We start from the raw sequence: 13,938 nt of genomic DNA, 5'->3' as shown, positions 1-13,938 counted from the left end.
AGCGCACAGGAAACTCAGATGTGGAACAAGACCGATTTCGCGCGGAAGCGCGTCCTTATCACCGCGGGAGCGAGCGGACTTGGCCTTGAGATGGCGCGCAGCTTTCACAGCGCCGGTGCGCAGCTAACAGTCTGTGATGTTGATCGCTCTGCACTCGAGCGCTTGGGCACCGAGATGCCGACAGTACATTCAATGTACGCCGACGTGTCTAGTGAAAGCGACGTTGAGGCCCTTTTTACGTACGCGGAACAGAAGATGCGAGGTGTCGATGTACTCGTCAACAATGCAGGCGTTGCCGGACCTACCAGGCGATTCGAAGATGTTTCTCTTCCCGAATGGGAGCAGACGTTTGCGGTCAACATGACGGGGCAATTTCTGTGCGCACGTGCAGCCGTTCGGTTGCTGCGAAAGCAGGCCGGTGCCAGCATCATCAATCTGTCCTCGGCTGCGGGCCATTTGGGAATGCCGGGTCGCGTCGCCTACAGCGCCTCAAAGTGGGCGGTGATCGGTTTCACGAAGACGCTTGCGATCGAACTCGGTCATGAAGGGATTCGCGTGAACGCCGTTTTGCCTGGGGCGGTCGATGGCCCTCGCATCCGGGCAGTCATCCAGGCGAAGGCTCTTGAGCGAAACGTGCCCATCGAAGACGTTGCCAAGGCCTATTCGGGACAGGCGGCGCTGGGTCGCATGGTGAGTGCAATGGACGTGGCAAACATGGTCATGTTTCTAGCCAGCGATGCAGCCGCCAGCATCACCGGCCAAGAAATGGCTGTCGATGGGCACACGCAGCAACTGAGCTGATAACCGGTAGCGACGGCAGTAGGTTGGGGCGCGCCATCGGCACGCCAACCTCGCATTCAAACCGCAAGAAAAGTCGCTCCTATTTTTATATATCAGGTGAACCCCTTGAGCCGTTCCAGAAAAGTCATCATTACCTGTGCACCCACGGGTGCAATTCACACGCCAAGCATGTCGCCCCATTTGCCAGTGACTGCAGCAGAGATAGCGGAGGCGTCGATTGCCGCAGCCCGCGAAGGCGCGGCAATCCTGCATCTTCATGCGCGAGATCCGGTGGATGGACGCCCGTCGCAGGATCCCAAACTCTTCAAGCCTTTCCTGACGGAAATTCGCGGACAGACAGATGCCGTGATAAATCTCACGTCTGGCGGCAGTCCGCACATGACGGTTGAAGAGCGTATGCAGCCAGCAACGTTCTTCAAGCCCGAACTCGCATCGCTGAATATGGGGTCAATGAATTTCGGCTTGTTCCCGATGCTTCAGCGATTTCCTGTCCTACGCCACGACTGGGAGCGCCAGCATCTGGAAAACAGCAAGAATCTGGTTTTCAAAAATACCTTTGCAGACATAGAACGAATTCTGCAGCTGGGTGCAGAGAACGGGACGCGTTTCGAGTTCGAGTGCTACGACATCAGTCATCTCTACAACCTGGCACATTTCATGGACCGTCAGCTTGTCAAAGGGCCGCTTTTTATCCAGTCGGTTTTTGGCATCCTCGGTGGTATCGGCGGGCACGTCGAGGACCTGATGCACATGCGTCGTACCGCCGATCGCTTGTTCGGAGATTCCTATCTGTGGTCGATTCTGGGTGCGGGACGCAATCAGATGACGCTGGCGACGATTGGCTTGGCCATGGGCGCCAATGTGCGTGTCGGTCTGGAGGATTCTCTCTGGCTTGGCCCGGGAAAGCTTGCGGAGTCCAGTGCAGCGCAAGTTCGTAAAGTCCGCAAAGTAATCGAGGCGCTCGATCTGGAGGTCGCAACGCCGTCTGAAGCCCGGCAACTTTTGGGCCTCAAAGGGGCAAGCAGCGTGGAATTTTGACAGCTGGCGAACCTTTCGGGGCTTCCGGCTTACCCCGACGTTCTTGCCTTGGTCCAGAACCGGCCAGTCAATACGGGGACCAAGCGGGTGCTGCAACGCCGGCTCAAACTAGTGTAGTGCGCCTCTCAGATATGTACCTATCTTGTACTCGTTTCCAGCGCGGCCTAGGCTCGCGTGACCTTGGCCAGGATGTCAGTCGCGCTCTTGGTCCAGATGAAGGGTTTGGGATTGGCGTTGTGGTGGGCGACATACAGATCGATGGCCAATTCCAGCTCAAGCACGCTGGTGAAGCTGTCGCGCCGGATGCGGCTCTCCGAGACGTCGCGGAAGAAGCGCTCAACCATGTTCAGCCACGACGCGCTGGTGGCCGTGAAGTGCATGACGAACCGCGGGCGCCGGGCCAGCCAGGCTCGGACCTCCGGATGGGTGTGGGTGCCGTAGTTGTCCATCATCAGTTGCAGGTGCTTGGGTGCGCGCCTCTGGATCAGGCGCAGGAAGCTCAGCCACTCCTCGTGCCGGTGTTGCTGCTGACACATCGAGATCACGGTGCCGTCCAGGGTGTTCAAGGCGGCAAACAGCGTGGTCGTGCCATGGCGCTTGTAGTCATGCGTGACGGTGCCGGCGCGACCTTTCTTCATCGGCAGGCCCGACTGGGTGCGGTTGAGCGCCTGGATCTGGATCTTTTCATCGTAGCTGAGTACCAGGGCGCGCTCGCGCGGGTTCAGATACAGCCCCACGGCGTCCAGCAGCTTGTCCTCGAAGCGCGGGTCGTGCGAGAACTTGAAGCTGCTCTGGCGATGCGGCTTCAGGCCGTTGCTCTGCCACACGCGGCGGATCGTCGTCGGCCCCACCCCGAGCTGCGCGGCAAACGTGCGCGTGCTCCAGTGCGTGGCGGCGATGGGTTTGTCGTGAAGCGACTTGTCCACGATGCTCGATTCAAGCTCCGCGGTCACGCTCGGGGTGCGCCCGGGACGCGGTGCATCGTGCATCAGGGACTCCACCCCGCCGTCCAGGAAGCGCTGGCGCCACAAGGCCACCTGGCTCCGACCCAGATCGACCTCGGCGGCGATGTCCTTGTTCTGCCAGCCTTGAGCGGCCAGCAACACGATCTTGGCCCTTTGCTGCGCGCGAGCCTCGACGCGGCCTCGGCACGCCAGGGCCGTCAACTCTCGTTGAACAGCGGCACTCAGTTCGAGTCTTGGAGCAATGCGCACAACGACCTCCGTCGAGGTCGGAGTGTGCCGCATCAAATAAGTTCAACTATATCGAGCGCACTACACTAGCATGAAGATCGTTTTCTTGGACCGTGGGACGCTGTCGCCGTCCACAAAGCTTCGCTCGCCGAGCTTCGCTCATGATCTGGAGTGCCACGAGCACACCAGCCCCGATACGCTCGCCGAGCGTGTGCGAAATGCGGATGTCATCGTGACCAACAAAGTGCGCCTGACCCGCGAGGCGATTGCTGCAGCCCCAAAGCTCAAGATGATCGCGGTGGCTGCTACCGGCACGGATAACATCGACTTGCGCGCCTGTGCCGAGCGCAGCATCGTCGTGAGCAACATCCGAGGCTACGCCGGTCGCACGGTGCCCGAGCACACCTTTGCGCTGATCTTCGCGCTCCGCCGCAGCATCCTGGCCTACCACCGTTCGGTGCAGCAGGGTCGTTGGCAAAAGACCAACCAGTTCTGCTACTTCGACTTTCCGATCCGCGACTTGCACGGCTCCACGCTGGGCATCATCGGCGACGGGGCCTTGGGCACGGCTGTAGCGGACATCGGCCGCGCCCTGGGCATGAGTGTTCTGTTCTCTGCCTACAAGGGCAGTACGGGCATGGGAACCCTTTACACGCCGTTCGAAGCGGTGCTGAAACAGTCGGATGTGATCACGTTGCATTGCCCGCTGATGCCGAGCACCCGCAACATGATCGGCGAAGCGGAGTTTGCTCAGATGAAGCGCCGGCCGCTTCTGATCAACACGGCGCGTGGCGGCCTCGTGGACGAGACGTCGCTGGCGCAGGCGCTGCGCAACGGCCAGCTCGGTGGCGCGGGCTTCGACGTGGTCACGTCAGAGCCCCCTCCTCCGGAACACCCATTCATGGGTCTGCTGGATCTACCGAACTTCATCCTCACGCCGCACGTGGCATGGGCGGCGGAAGAGGCAATCCAAGGTCTGGCAGATCAACTCGTCGACAACATCGAAGCGTTCGTCGCCGGATCGCCGGTCAACGTCGTGGCGACATGAACCTCGGGGAGCCGCGCGCGTTCCTCGAACACTTGTATGCAATACGAGATCAGCTGGTGAAGAAGTAGCAGCGCTACGCGCTTTGAATTCTCGATGTGCCGGCCGCTACCAGCAGCACCAGCCAGACGGCGTAGCCAGCAGGCCCGCAAGATTCTTGGTCATTTCACTCATCGGCGTCATTCTTATCCTTGCACATCCCGTCTGCATTGCGGAGTAGTTCGATGCTCTCGTTGACAAGCAAATGCAACTGAAACACTCGCTCTACGCCGAGCATCGCGTTGAGTTCCTGTTGAGCTGCACGCAACCTCGCTGCGCCTCGGCGCATTTTTTGCCCTGCTTTGGGTGAGCAGACGACTGCTGATGAGTTCGCCAACATCGAATGCCATTTGATGCTGTCGCTGTCGGCGGAATCATCGGGAAGAAATCGCGTCCCGAATGAGATCGAACGCGCCGGCTCGCGTACGGCACGCGCCTGATCAGCGTGCGGCTGCCGACCGAGTCCACGGCGCCGGCCCACCGTTCGCTCGCGAGAGGCGCTCCTGTCTCCGACAGCGTCCGGCGGTCAATGACTTCTGTCGCGCCGAGGCTGCGCAAGTAGTCTTTCTCTTCGAGACGCCCCGTCGACGCCACGACCCGGCAGCCCAAGTCCGAGAGAATCGCGATCGCGATGGACCCAACACCGCCATTGGCGCCGGTGACGAGGATGTCTCCGCGCTGCGGGGTGAGGCAGCCATGTTCGAGTGCTAGCACGGACAGCATTGCCGATCGCCATGGCATCCTCGGTCGAAAAGGAGGCGCCGGGCAACCGGCGAAGAGTGGCCCGATGAGTCGAGTTCACCGAGAAACCTATACGAATTGCCGTAAGGGGGGACTGGCTTAACGAGTCGGCGGCAATGCCGGAATATTGATCACCCATTCGCCTTCGCGGGCTTTCTGAGCGAATACGCCGTGGTGAGTCTGGCTTAGGCCCCAGCCGTTGACGACAACCCGGTCTCCAACTGCAGTGCAGCGATCCGCCGACGCCTCGACGGTTCCGGCCAGATCGATGCCCGCGATCAAAGGGAACTGGCGAATGACCTCTGCCCGAGGTACTAGGCAGCGACACCGTCGGCGCGTCGACCCGCAAATCCTTTCGAACGCCGGCATCCACTAGAGTCCGGTCGGCGAAAATCTGCGAAGCAGCCGCAAACGGTTCGCGAGACCGCCGGGCATGTACTGGAGTTTTGGCTGGGCGACGACGGCCGCTTCCAGCACCACTTTCGCCACGACGCCGGGCTGTCCAGCAGTTGCCGTAGCTTCTTTGATCCGAATGACTGACACACGGATGCTTTTGGTGCGCAACTCGTGATCGAGCGATTCCGAATAGCCTTCGACGGCACGATTGCTTGCGGCATAGAGTGCCGCGAATGGCATCGGAGGGAAACCAAGCACCGAACTGATGTTAATGATGCGGCCGCTCCCCTGGCGTCGCATCTGAGGCAAGACGGCACGAGTCATGCGGATCAGCCCGAAGAAGCTCGTGTCAAAAATCGCCCTGGCTTGCTCGATCGAACTCTCTTCCGTTCCGCCGGGCGCAACGCCGAAGCCGGCGTTGTTCACGAGGACGTCGATACGGCCGCGTAGCCGCAGCACGGCTGTGACGGCCGCCTCGACTGACTCGTCGTTGGTTACGTCGAGCCGGAGCATCTCGAACGATCCCCGCCCCTCTTGGCCTCCTCGGCGGCTGGTGCCATAGACCTTGTAGCCGGCCTTGGCGAGTCGCTGCGCCGTGGCTTGGCCAATGCTCGACGGGGCGTCCGTGACGAGCGCGACGGGTATTTCGATCTTCATGGGAGCTCCCTTTTCAGTGGGTGGTGGCGACGAAATCAATCGCCGCCGCGACGACCGCTGGGTTGCCGAGCAGTGGCCGGTGGCCCAATCCCTCGACTCGCAGGTGCCGAGGGCCGGGCCACGCGCTGGCGCCAGGCAGGCTGTCTTCGATTGCGACGACGCGATCGTCGGTGGAATGGATGAAGAGCGCCCGCTGGCGCAGTTGAGGCGCGCGACGCAGCAGCGATTTCTCACGCACGTCAACCCCGACTGCGCTGCGCAACAGCGCCAACATGACTTCGGTCGCTGTGCGGTCCAGGCCGGCCGCGGCGGCGAAGCCCCGCGCATAGCGTTCATAGTGGGCTGGTGCAGAAACTAGCACCGCACGCTGCGCCGCCAGCCCGGCGTGCAGTGCTTCCGCCAGCACCGCTGAGCCGATCGAGTGCGCGATCACCGCGTGCGACGGTTCCAACGCTTCGCCCACAGCGCCCAACGCCCGGGCGGACTGTGAGATTGACGTTTGCCGCCCGGCGGAGTCTCCGTGTGCTGGCAGATCCATCGCGAGCACGCTGAAGCCAGCGTCGAGCAGCGGGGGGCGCGAAGGCAGCCAGATCGGAGGCTTGTGGCCCTCCCAGCCGTGAAGAAGCAGCACCGCAGGGCCGCTACCGGCGCGCTGCAGCGCAGCCTCGCCCTCCAGCGTCGCGATGCGCAGCGCCTCACCGCCATCGAGCAGTAGCGGCAGGCGCTGCGGCGGAAGCCGTGGCGTCAGAAAGGCGTGTGCGATCTGTTCGGGACCCGGGTGCTCAACATTGGCATCAATCATCGTGCTGGATCGCATGATATTCATCATATTTTTAATCGAGATCCGCGCCGCAATGGTTCACATAAGGTCAGTCGTTGAGGACGGGGATTAGGTGGTTGAGCGCCGCCTCGCGCAGCGCATCGGAAAGGCGGGGGTCGTCAACGGCCCGCGCCAAGCCTCGTCCTCCGGGTCGGGAATCCATGCGGCGCTCAACTGGCCGGCACGCGAGCACTCGGCCAGTTTCACGCAGCCCCGCCCGTCCGTCTTGACTCGGTCGCCCGGAAGTCGCGGGATCTGCGAGGGCGCGATGCGCGATGATCTCGCACAGATAGCTCTTGGCGTTCAAGGCACGTTGCGGCCCGAAACCTGTCGGTCCGGCCTCGTAGACGATGTGCAGTTGCTCTGGCGTGCCGATCCTGACCAGCACCCTTAGTAGCTTGACCACGTCATGCGTGACCTTTGCGATCAACCGTCCCGGCGCCCGGCCACGCTCCGCTGCCGCGACGCTGATGTTGTCCTTGTGGATGTCCAAGCCCACGCGAAACTTGATACGCTCTTCCATGGTCGGTCTCCTTGTTGCTGACGACGCAAGTCACAGGATGTAGCTCTACACGCCTCGGCGTGCAACCTACGATCTTGGAGACCGGCCGCCTATCTGGGCAAGGTGACCATCATGCCTAGGTTGAGGCGAGCCTGCAGCAACAGTCTTCGGCAACGCTTCAAGAATCTGAGTGCGGCTGACGTCCAGGATTTCATCCGCAAGAGAGGATGCATCCGGGCAGGCCCTCGATAACACCATGGCGCCAATCGAATGAGCGAGTATGTTGATTGCCTTCGCGCGCGCCGCGCCCGGCTCCTCATCCTCCGTTCTGCCACATTCGCCCGCCAGAACGGTGACAAAGGCTTCGATACCGGCCTTAAACATGGCCTTGACATCATCCGACTGCCGCGCGGCATCGCCGCAGAGGGCCGCTACCGTACATCCGGAGCCGCGCGCATCACGGTGAGCCCTGGAAACGTAGCGGTTCACGAACTCAACGAGGTCGATCTCCCCTGCCCCCGCGGCAATTCGCGAGAACCCGAGCGCTGCCGATTCCGTCACCAAATCGGCCTTGGATCTGAAGTGATTGTAGAAACCGCCGTGGGTAAAGCCAGCGATTGACATCAACTCCGCCACACTCACGCCGTCGTAGCCGCGTTCACGAAAAAGCGTGGCGGCCGTTTCGATGATGCGCGTACGGTTTTCCTGCGCCTGTGCCTTGGTGACTCTCATGTGCGTGTACTCCTTCCGGGCTCCGCCCTTACCGAAGAATATACATTGATGTCAATCACCATCAAACCCTTGACATCTATGATGATGGTCGCCATCATAGTAGACAAAGTCTCCAGCCATTGGGCTAATCCGCGATCGAACCCACCTGACCGCGCCCACCCGATTCACAACGCACATTCCAACTTGGGCTTCGCCCTAAAAGAGAGCTGTACATGTCCACTCGTTCCTCTGTTCTCATAACCGGAGCCTCCTCCGGCATCGGCGCCACCTACGCCAAGCGCTTCGCAGGGCGCGGCCATGATCTTGTACTGGTTGCCCGCGACAAGGCGCGGCTGGATGCCTTGGCAGCGCAACTACGCCAAGAGCATGGCGTCGCAGTCGACATCATTCAGGCCGACCTGACTCAGTCCAGAGACTTGGCCGCCGTCGAGACCCGGCTCCGCGAGGACACCCGCATCGGCGTCCTCGTCAACAACGCAGGCGCCAGCATGTTCGGCAGCTTCATCGACCAGGCGACCGACGATGTCGAGCGACTCGTCGCGCTCAACACGATCGCGCTCTTGCGGCTTGCCAGCGCGGTCGCCCCGCGGCTTGCGCAAGCTGGCGAGGGCGCAATCATCAATATCGGGTCAGTGGTCGGGCTGGCGCCGGAATTCGGCATGTCGGTCTACGGCGCGACCAAGGCGTTCGTGCAATTCCTCTCCCAAGGGCTTAGCCTGGAGCTTGTGCCCAAGGGCGTCTATGTCCAGGCGGTGCTCCCTGCGGCGACCCGTACGGAGATCTGGGAGCGTGCAGGTGCTGACATCAACGCACTGCCCGAGATGATGGAAGTGGGCGAACTGGTGGATGCAGCACTAGTGGGCTTCGACCGCCGCGAAGTCGTGACGATCCCGCCATTGCACGACGCCGTACGTTGGGACGCCCTTGACACCGCGCGACAGCTCCTTCTTTCGGACATCAGGCAGGCTCATGCCGCGGAGCGCTACCAGCAGGCGGCCGCCTGAAGCGCTGCCAGAACACTTCTTCAAATCGAAAGAGGCTGAGTCTCCGACTTTCAAAGCGCTTCTGGCGACCAGAACAGACGAGAGGATACCAACGGATCTTGACCTGCTCGGTGAACGCGACTTCTGCCGTGGGACGTCGCGATCGCCGTCAATCACGCGACCGTGAAATACAAAAACGGATTGGCCATCACCGGTCGCGCGCCGACATCCAGCAGCTTCCGCTGACACCGGGTGCCGATCTTGCCGCAGAGTTGAAGCCTCGTCCTATCTTGGTATCGAAGTCGGCGACCGCGTCGTTGCCGCTGCTGGGGATTGGGTCAGACGCATCACGTCACGGCGGGCTCACCCAAAGAGCGCGGCTAAACGGAACGGCGGCTAGTACGTCAACACGCAAATGGCGGAACGTAGTGCGCTGAGTGTCTTGACCCTCGAATACGGCGGCATCGAGCCCGACCGGGGCGACACGTGGTGACTCGAGCCGGCGGCACCGGCTCGATCGCCATCTCGATCCTGTCCGATCTGGGCTATCGCGCGGCCGCTTTGACCGGACGTCATCACCACCAGCGCCTCCTCATGCGAACTCGCCTTTCCCAGTCGGAAGACTGGCGCCACGAGATGTTTAGACAGGGTGAACCGCAAGTATCTCCGAGGAGAACAGGCGACGGATTCGCAGGGATGGATGTTAGAGTAAGCGCACCGCTCAGCCAAGTCGAATTCCGCCGGCCGTGCCAATCGCTTGAAGAATGAGAGCGCCACCATCAGTGGCATATGACTTGAACTTGTAAACCATTGCTCTAGCGGTGAAGCTTCCCGCAGTTTGGTCAAGATCCGAGCCAAGAAAAAATCCCTCGCTATCGCGAAGCTCCTTGGTCTCGGAGAAAGCTAGTCCGATGTCCTTGACCGACTGGCGTAGACGTTATTTCGCTTGTGCACGTGCTTCCGCTGGGTGAGGCATCGTCGAGACGACCTTGCTGTTGACGCGCGAGCCCGATGCGACGTTCTGGTCAGGAGCAGAAGCAGTGCGAATTGCTTCGGCTTCAACGATTGCGCGATCCTTTGATGCGGCGACTGTTTCCGGGCCGCGGGAACCACGGGCTACGTTCTGATTCGGAGCCGAAGCCGTGCGCACTGCTTCAGCGTTAACGTCCTGCCGCGACTTTGAGGATACGGCGGGGTGAACACCGTCGTACGGTTCGGCTTGAGCGCCAGTTGCAACCAAGAGGGTCAATGCAGCATAGGAGAGAATGTTCATGGTCTTCATGTCGGTGATTTCAGAGTTGGAAGTGAGGTAGAGCTAGCAGGGGATCTTTTTCGATCCGTATGCGAGGTCAGTTTCGCAGTTGAACAAACGATCAGATCACTCCAATAAAGTACACCGTGTTTCTAATAAAGGAACAATCTTTCCTTGACGGCATGTTGATGTCCCAGGAAGTGGTGTAGGTCTTCCTTCACTCGCTCGGCAAGACGCGTAGGGCGTAGCCCGAGGCGACTTGCCACGCAGCGGCTGCTCCCTTCGGGAGTGGCCATCGTGAAGTCCGGATAGCGTTGAGGTGCGACCCACCAACCCTGTCCATGAAGGAAATCACAATGACCACCGAATGGTATGGACGCCTCCCCCTTTCTGCGTCGGCGCTCGTGCACAACGAGCTTGCAGCGCGCTGCAGGGTGAGCGTTCGTGCCCCGAGGAAGTCGTGCATTTCCTGGCCTGCGTCGACAGCCTCAAGCAACGCACGATTCTCACGACCGCCTATGCCACCGGACTGCGCGTGTCCGAGGCGACGCACCTGAAGGTGACCGACATCGATAGCCAGCGCATGATGCTTCGAATCAGTCAAGGCAAGGGCCATCGCGATCGCTACGTGATGCTCTCGCCAGCGATTGCTGGGGTGCTGCGCGAATACTGGAAGGTGGTGCGCCTCAAGACCTGGCTGTTTCCGGGCGACATTCCCGGCCAGGCGATCACGACTGGTGCCGTGGAACTGGCCTGCCAGAAAGCACACCGGGCGGCCTGCATCGCCAAGCCGATCACTCCACATTCGCTACGCCACGCATTCGCCACGCATCTGCTGGAGTCGGGCACCGACGTGCGTCGCATCCAGCTGCTGCTCGGCCACCGCAGCTTGGCCACCACCTCGCGCTATCTGAAGCTCGCGACCAGCACGGTCTGCGCGACGACCAGTCCGCGGGACCTGTTGCCTGAGGTCGCGCCGCTGCCGTCCGAGCCGACTCCGACTCCGGTGTTCTGAGTCGTCGTCGATGCGAGCCACCGGGCTCGAAGTGGTGGACATCTTCCGCCAGGTCGGGCCTGCCTACCGTCGGGACCACGTTGACGCGATCAGCAGTGGGCAGCGTGGTGTCATGCGCGCCATCGAGCGCTGCCGCACGGCAGCGCTGGGCGGCCAACGTCGAGCAGTGCGATGTCTGCGGCCATGTGCTGGCATTCATGACCTTCCCGCGGGCGCACTGGACGCAGATCTACGAACCAGTGCTCGGACGAACTTCTATCCGTGCAGGGCGTGGACGCCCTGCACCGCATGCTCCATGCGCGCAAAGCGCACTGGCAAACCCCGATTCTCGACGCGCCCCATCTTGAAGGACGGTCATCGTTCAATGGCCCGCGCATGTATCGGGCGTGTCGACTTTGATCATGATGATGATTTCTCCTGTTCCCAAGCCATAACTGTAGAAGGCTGTCAGGTCCTCAAACGATAAAGGGCTTGAGCGTGGCCCCGGCGGGAATCTCGCCGTGCTCGAGGTAGCGCCACAGCGCAACAGCCAATCGCTGTGCCAAGGCGACGACGCCCACTTTGCGCATGCGCATGCGCTTGCGCTTGCCCCCCCTGGCGAAGCGGCGATTGAACCACTGGGTCAGGGCGCTGTCGGGCTGCAAGCGCAACCAGCTCCACGCGAGCTCCACCAGAAACGTTCTGGCTCGTTTGTTGCCTACCTTGCTGATGCCTCGTTCAATTTGACGGTCGCCGCTTGCGTAGGGTGTGGGCGCAAGCCCCAGACAACCGGCCAATTCGCGCCGGTTGGCAAAGCGCCGCCAGCCAAACAACTCCTTCACCAGAACCCATGCGCTCTTCGGTCCGATAGTGCGCAACTGAACCAACTGCGCTACTTGCGGATGTTTGCCATCAGCCAGCTCCAGGCGCTACTCAGCTTCCAGGGCCTTAACCTGCTGCCTGACCAGTGCCAACCGCGCCCATTCGCGCTCGATCCCGGCGCGCAGCATTTGGGGTACCCGGGCGCCGTGGCGTGTCCACCAGGCGGCCCAGTCCCGCCCGCCTATGACGACGTTCGGGCGCAAGTTATACACCACCAGCAGCGAACCAATACGATTTATGCGCGCAGTGCGCTTTTTTATCAGGCGCTCGAGTTCGCGGTGTGTGCGGCGCGCGTCTTCGTCCTCAAGGGTCAGCTCGTGCAACACTGACCAGACTCGCTCGCCGAAATTGGTGACGCTGCATCATCGTCAGAAGCTTGTCTTATCGAGACGATGCGTCTTCGCCCGCCTGGCGCGCCGTTCACATCTTTGCTCGCGGAGTCGACCACGATGTTGTCGATCCCCTGACCGGTCAGCCAGCGGTGTAACCACCAGCTGTCGCGACCGGCCTCGTAGCGAGAGTGCACCTGGGGCGGCACATCGAGCTTGCCGCGCTCTCTGGCCCTTTCTATGCAGTGCGCCACCGCGTCTTTGTCGCCGGCATCAACGCTGTAGCGGCTCGGGCCGCGATGGCCATCGCTTACCGTCACCTTCCAGGACTTGTCGCTGAGCTCGAAGCTGATAAATAGCTCGCTCCGGATCGCCGCAACCTTCACTTGGGGGCTGGTCTGCGTCGCCTGCATTTCCGTCTCCTTTACAAAAGAAGTTCAGGAAATCCCGTTCTAGCCGAACGGGTGTCGGTTGGGCAGCCCACATAGCATCTCAAAGGCTTGCAGACCCTGAACGACACTGCGCCCACTCCGCTGTCCGCGTGGCGCGCTGAGTACCGTGCAACTCAGCTCTCTCCGCGCTGTGGAGCTAAACCACGGAATGGGACGCGACCTCAAGCTCCGGAAGGCGCATTCCTTTGGCGTGCTGAACGAAGAGCTCTGCCCCCAGCATCAGCTCCTGGGACCGTACTGGTTGCCTTGGGCCATCGGCATATTTTCGCCGCACAGGTCGGCCGTTCCCAGCGGGTCTTCGTCAAATATCCCCAAGGACTGCACCTCCATGAACCCCAGCAACGCCACGTCAGATTTCGGTCACGAATTGGTCGCGCGCACGGCGCACTTTCTTGAGATTGACCAGCCAATCCTGGTCTGCTTCCCTGTACCCCAGAGCAAGGATGGCAACGCTGCGAAGGCCACGTGCGCGCAGGTCAAGGATCTCGTCCAGGGCTACAGGGTCAAACCCTTCGATCGGGGTGCTATCCACCTCTTCATGTGCAGCAGCAATCAAGGCCGCGCCCAGCGCGATGTATACCTGCCTGGCCGCGTGCGCAAAGTTCACCTCGGCACCCCTCTGCGGATAGCTGCCGAGCACCTGGGCACGGTAGTTCTCCCAGCCCTCGTGCTTGGTGCCACGCACGGTGTTGGTTAAGTCGAACATCAGGTTGATTCGCTCGACCGTGTAGTCGTCCCACGCAGCAAATACAAGCAAGTGCGAGGACTCGGTGATCTGCCCTTGATTCCACGCAATCGGCTTGATCCTTTCACGGGTCTGCGGGTCGTTCACCATGAAGATTTCGAAAGGCTGCAGCCCACTGGATGTAGGCGCAAGGCGCGCGGCCTCCAGGATGCGCTCTACCTTCTCTTTCGATACTTTGAGCGTCGGGTTCATCTTCTTAGTCGCATAGCGCCAGCGCAGGCGATCGAGCAGCTTCAACGCGTTGGGTTCGTCGGTGGCAGTTTGTGGATTCAAAGTGCCGAGCGCAGTGGCAGCAGTAGGTGCGAAGTTGGTCATTGGTTCTTCCCATTGATGAGAG

General features: G+C 61.2%; 11 protein-coding genes and 4 pseudogenes. 6 read left to right on the top strand and 9 right to left on the bottom strand.

The window, feature by feature from the left end:
• Positions 1-18: 18 nt before the first annotated feature.
• Positions 19-801: an SDR family oxidoreductase gene (locus QZH52_RS34025; RefSeq protein ID WP_301815631.1), complete on the top strand. Its 783-nt coding sequence runs from the start codon at positions 19-21 to the stop codon at positions 799-801.
• Between the two features lie 105 nt (positions 802-906).
• Complete coding sequence (gene kce / locus QZH52_RS34020) at positions 907-1,839, top strand: 3,5-dioxohexanoate:acetyl-CoA acetone transferase (protein ID WP_301815629.1); 933 nt, start codon at positions 907-909, stop codon at positions 1,837-1,839.
• A gap of 164 nt (positions 1,840-2,003) precedes the next feature.
• Here the strand turns inward: kce and QZH52_RS34015 are convergent, their stop codons facing one another.
• Positions 2,004-3,053, bottom strand: coding sequence for an IS630 family transposase (locus tag QZH52_RS34015; protein WP_301815627.1), 1,050 nt, complete (start codon positions 3,051-3,053; stop codon positions 2,004-2,006).
• A gap of 70 nt (positions 3,054-3,123) precedes the next feature.
• On the opposite strand from QZH52_RS34015, the gene QZH52_RS34010 reads away from it, so the two are divergent.
• Complete coding sequence (locus QZH52_RS34010) at positions 3,124-4,080, top strand: D-2-hydroxyacid dehydrogenase (protein WP_301815626.1); 957 nt, start codon at positions 3,124-3,126, stop codon at positions 4,078-4,080.
• 477 nt (positions 4,081-4,557) lie between these two features.
• On the opposite strand, the pseudogene QZH52_RS38780 reads toward QZH52_RS34010, so the two are convergent.
• The 5 genes and pseudogenes from QZH52_RS38780 to QZH52_RS33985 form a co-directional block, all read right to left on the bottom strand.
• Positions 4,558-5,226: pseudogene (locus QZH52_RS38780) on the bottom strand (MDR/zinc-dependent alcohol dehydrogenase-like family protein); the annotation flags it as partial.
• Positions 5,195-5,910, bottom strand: a pseudogene (locus QZH52_RS34000) (SDR family NAD(P)-dependent oxidoreductase); the annotation flags it as partial. The pseudogenes QZH52_RS34000 and QZH52_RS38780, both read right to left, overlap by 32 nt.
• 13 nt (positions 5,911-5,923) lie before the next feature.
• Positions 5,924-6,727, bottom strand: a complete 804-nt coding sequence (locus QZH52_RS33995) for an alpha/beta fold hydrolase (protein ID WP_301815625.1) — start codon at positions 6,725-6,727, stop codon at positions 5,924-5,926.
• Between the two features lie 52 nt (positions 6,728-6,779).
• Positions 6,780-7,253, bottom strand: a complete 474-nt coding sequence (locus QZH52_RS33990) for a hypothetical protein (RefSeq protein ID WP_301815623.1) — start codon at positions 7,251-7,253, stop codon at positions 6,780-6,782.
• 66 nt (positions 7,254-7,319) lie between these two features.
• Positions 7,320-7,964, bottom strand: coding sequence for a TetR/AcrR family transcriptional regulator (locus tag QZH52_RS33985; RefSeq protein ID WP_301815621.1), 645 nt, complete (start codon positions 7,962-7,964; stop codon positions 7,320-7,322).
• A 212-nt stretch (positions 7,965-8,176) separates the two neighbouring features.
• Here QZH52_RS33985 and QZH52_RS33980 point away from each other — a divergent pair, with 212 nt between their 5' ends.
• Positions 8,177-8,968, top strand: coding sequence for an SDR family NAD(P)-dependent oxidoreductase (locus QZH52_RS33980; RefSeq protein WP_301815619.1), 792 nt, complete (start codon positions 8,177-8,179; stop codon positions 8,966-8,968).
• A gap of 916 nt (positions 8,969-9,884) precedes the next feature.
• On the opposite strand, the gene QZH52_RS33975 is transcribed toward QZH52_RS33980, so the two are convergent.
• Positions 9,885-10,229, bottom strand: a complete 345-nt coding sequence (locus tag QZH52_RS33975; RefSeq protein ID WP_301815618.1) for a DUF4148 domain-containing protein — start codon at positions 10,227-10,229, stop codon at positions 9,885-9,887.
• Between the two features lie 430 nt (positions 10,230-10,659).
• On the opposite strand from QZH52_RS33975, the gene QZH52_RS33970 reads away from it, so the two are divergent.
• Together QZH52_RS33970 and QZH52_RS33965 are read left to right on the top strand one after the other, a co-directional pair.
• A complete protein-coding gene (locus tag QZH52_RS33970; protein WP_301815617.1) occupies positions 10,660-11,214 on the top strand; it encodes a tyrosine-type recombinase/integrase in 555 nt (184 codons plus the stop codon).
• 10 nt (positions 11,215-11,224) lie between these two features.
• A pseudogene (locus tag QZH52_RS33965) lies at positions 11,225-11,399 on the top strand (transposase zinc-binding domain-containing protein); the annotation flags it as partial.
• Between the two features lie 270 nt (positions 11,400-11,669).
• Here the strand turns inward: QZH52_RS33965 and QZH52_RS38905 are convergent.
• Positions 11,670-12,817, bottom strand: a pseudogene (locus QZH52_RS38905) (IS110 family RNA-guided transposase).
• Positions 12,818-13,205: 388 nt separating this feature from the next.
• Positions 13,206-13,838 carry a nitroreductase family protein gene (locus QZH52_RS33945; protein WP_301815681.1) on the bottom strand — a complete coding sequence of 211 codons (633 nt, stop codon included), beginning with the start codon at positions 13,836-13,838 and terminating at the stop codon, positions 13,206-13,208.
• Positions 13,839-13,938: the final 100 nt, after the last annotated feature.

This window comes from Variovorax ginsengisoli, assembly GCF_030486595.1.
Taxonomy (GTDB): Bacteria; Pseudomonadota; Gammaproteobacteria; order Burkholderiales; family Burkholderiaceae_C; genus Variovorax; species Variovorax ginsengisoli_B.
Note: the sequence above shows the minus strand (reverse complement) of the source record. Positions and strands in the feature narration are given on the sequence as shown.

Bases quoted from the DNA above. Each gene is read 5' to 3' on its own strand.
- QZH52_RS33980 (WP_301815619.1), top strand. From the start codon at position 8,177: ATGTCCACTCGTTCCTCTGTTCTCATAACCGGAGCCTCCTCCGGCATC.
- QZH52_RS33995 (WP_301815625.1), bottom strand. From the start codon at position 6,727: ATGCGATCCAGCACGATGATTGATGCCAATGTTGAGCACCCGGGTCCC.
- QZH52_RS34025 (WP_301815631.1), top strand. From the start codon at position 19: ATGTGGAACAAGACCGATTTCGCGCGGAAGCGCGTCCTTATCACCGCG.
- QZH52_RS33975 (WP_301815618.1), bottom strand. From the start codon at position 10,229: ATGAAGACCATGAACATTCTCTCCTATGCTGCATTGACCCTCTTGGTT.
- QZH52_RS33990 (WP_301815623.1), bottom strand. From the start codon at position 7,253: ATGGAAGAGCGTATCAAGTTTCGCGTGGGCTTGGACATCCACAAGGAC.
- QZH52_RS34010 (WP_301815626.1), top strand. From the start codon at position 3,124: ATGAAGATCGTTTTCTTGGACCGTGGGACGCTGTCGCCGTCCACAAAG.
- QZH52_RS33985 (WP_301815621.1), bottom strand. From the start codon at position 7,964: ATGAGAGTCACCAAGGCACAGGCGCAGGAAAACCGTACGCGCATCATC.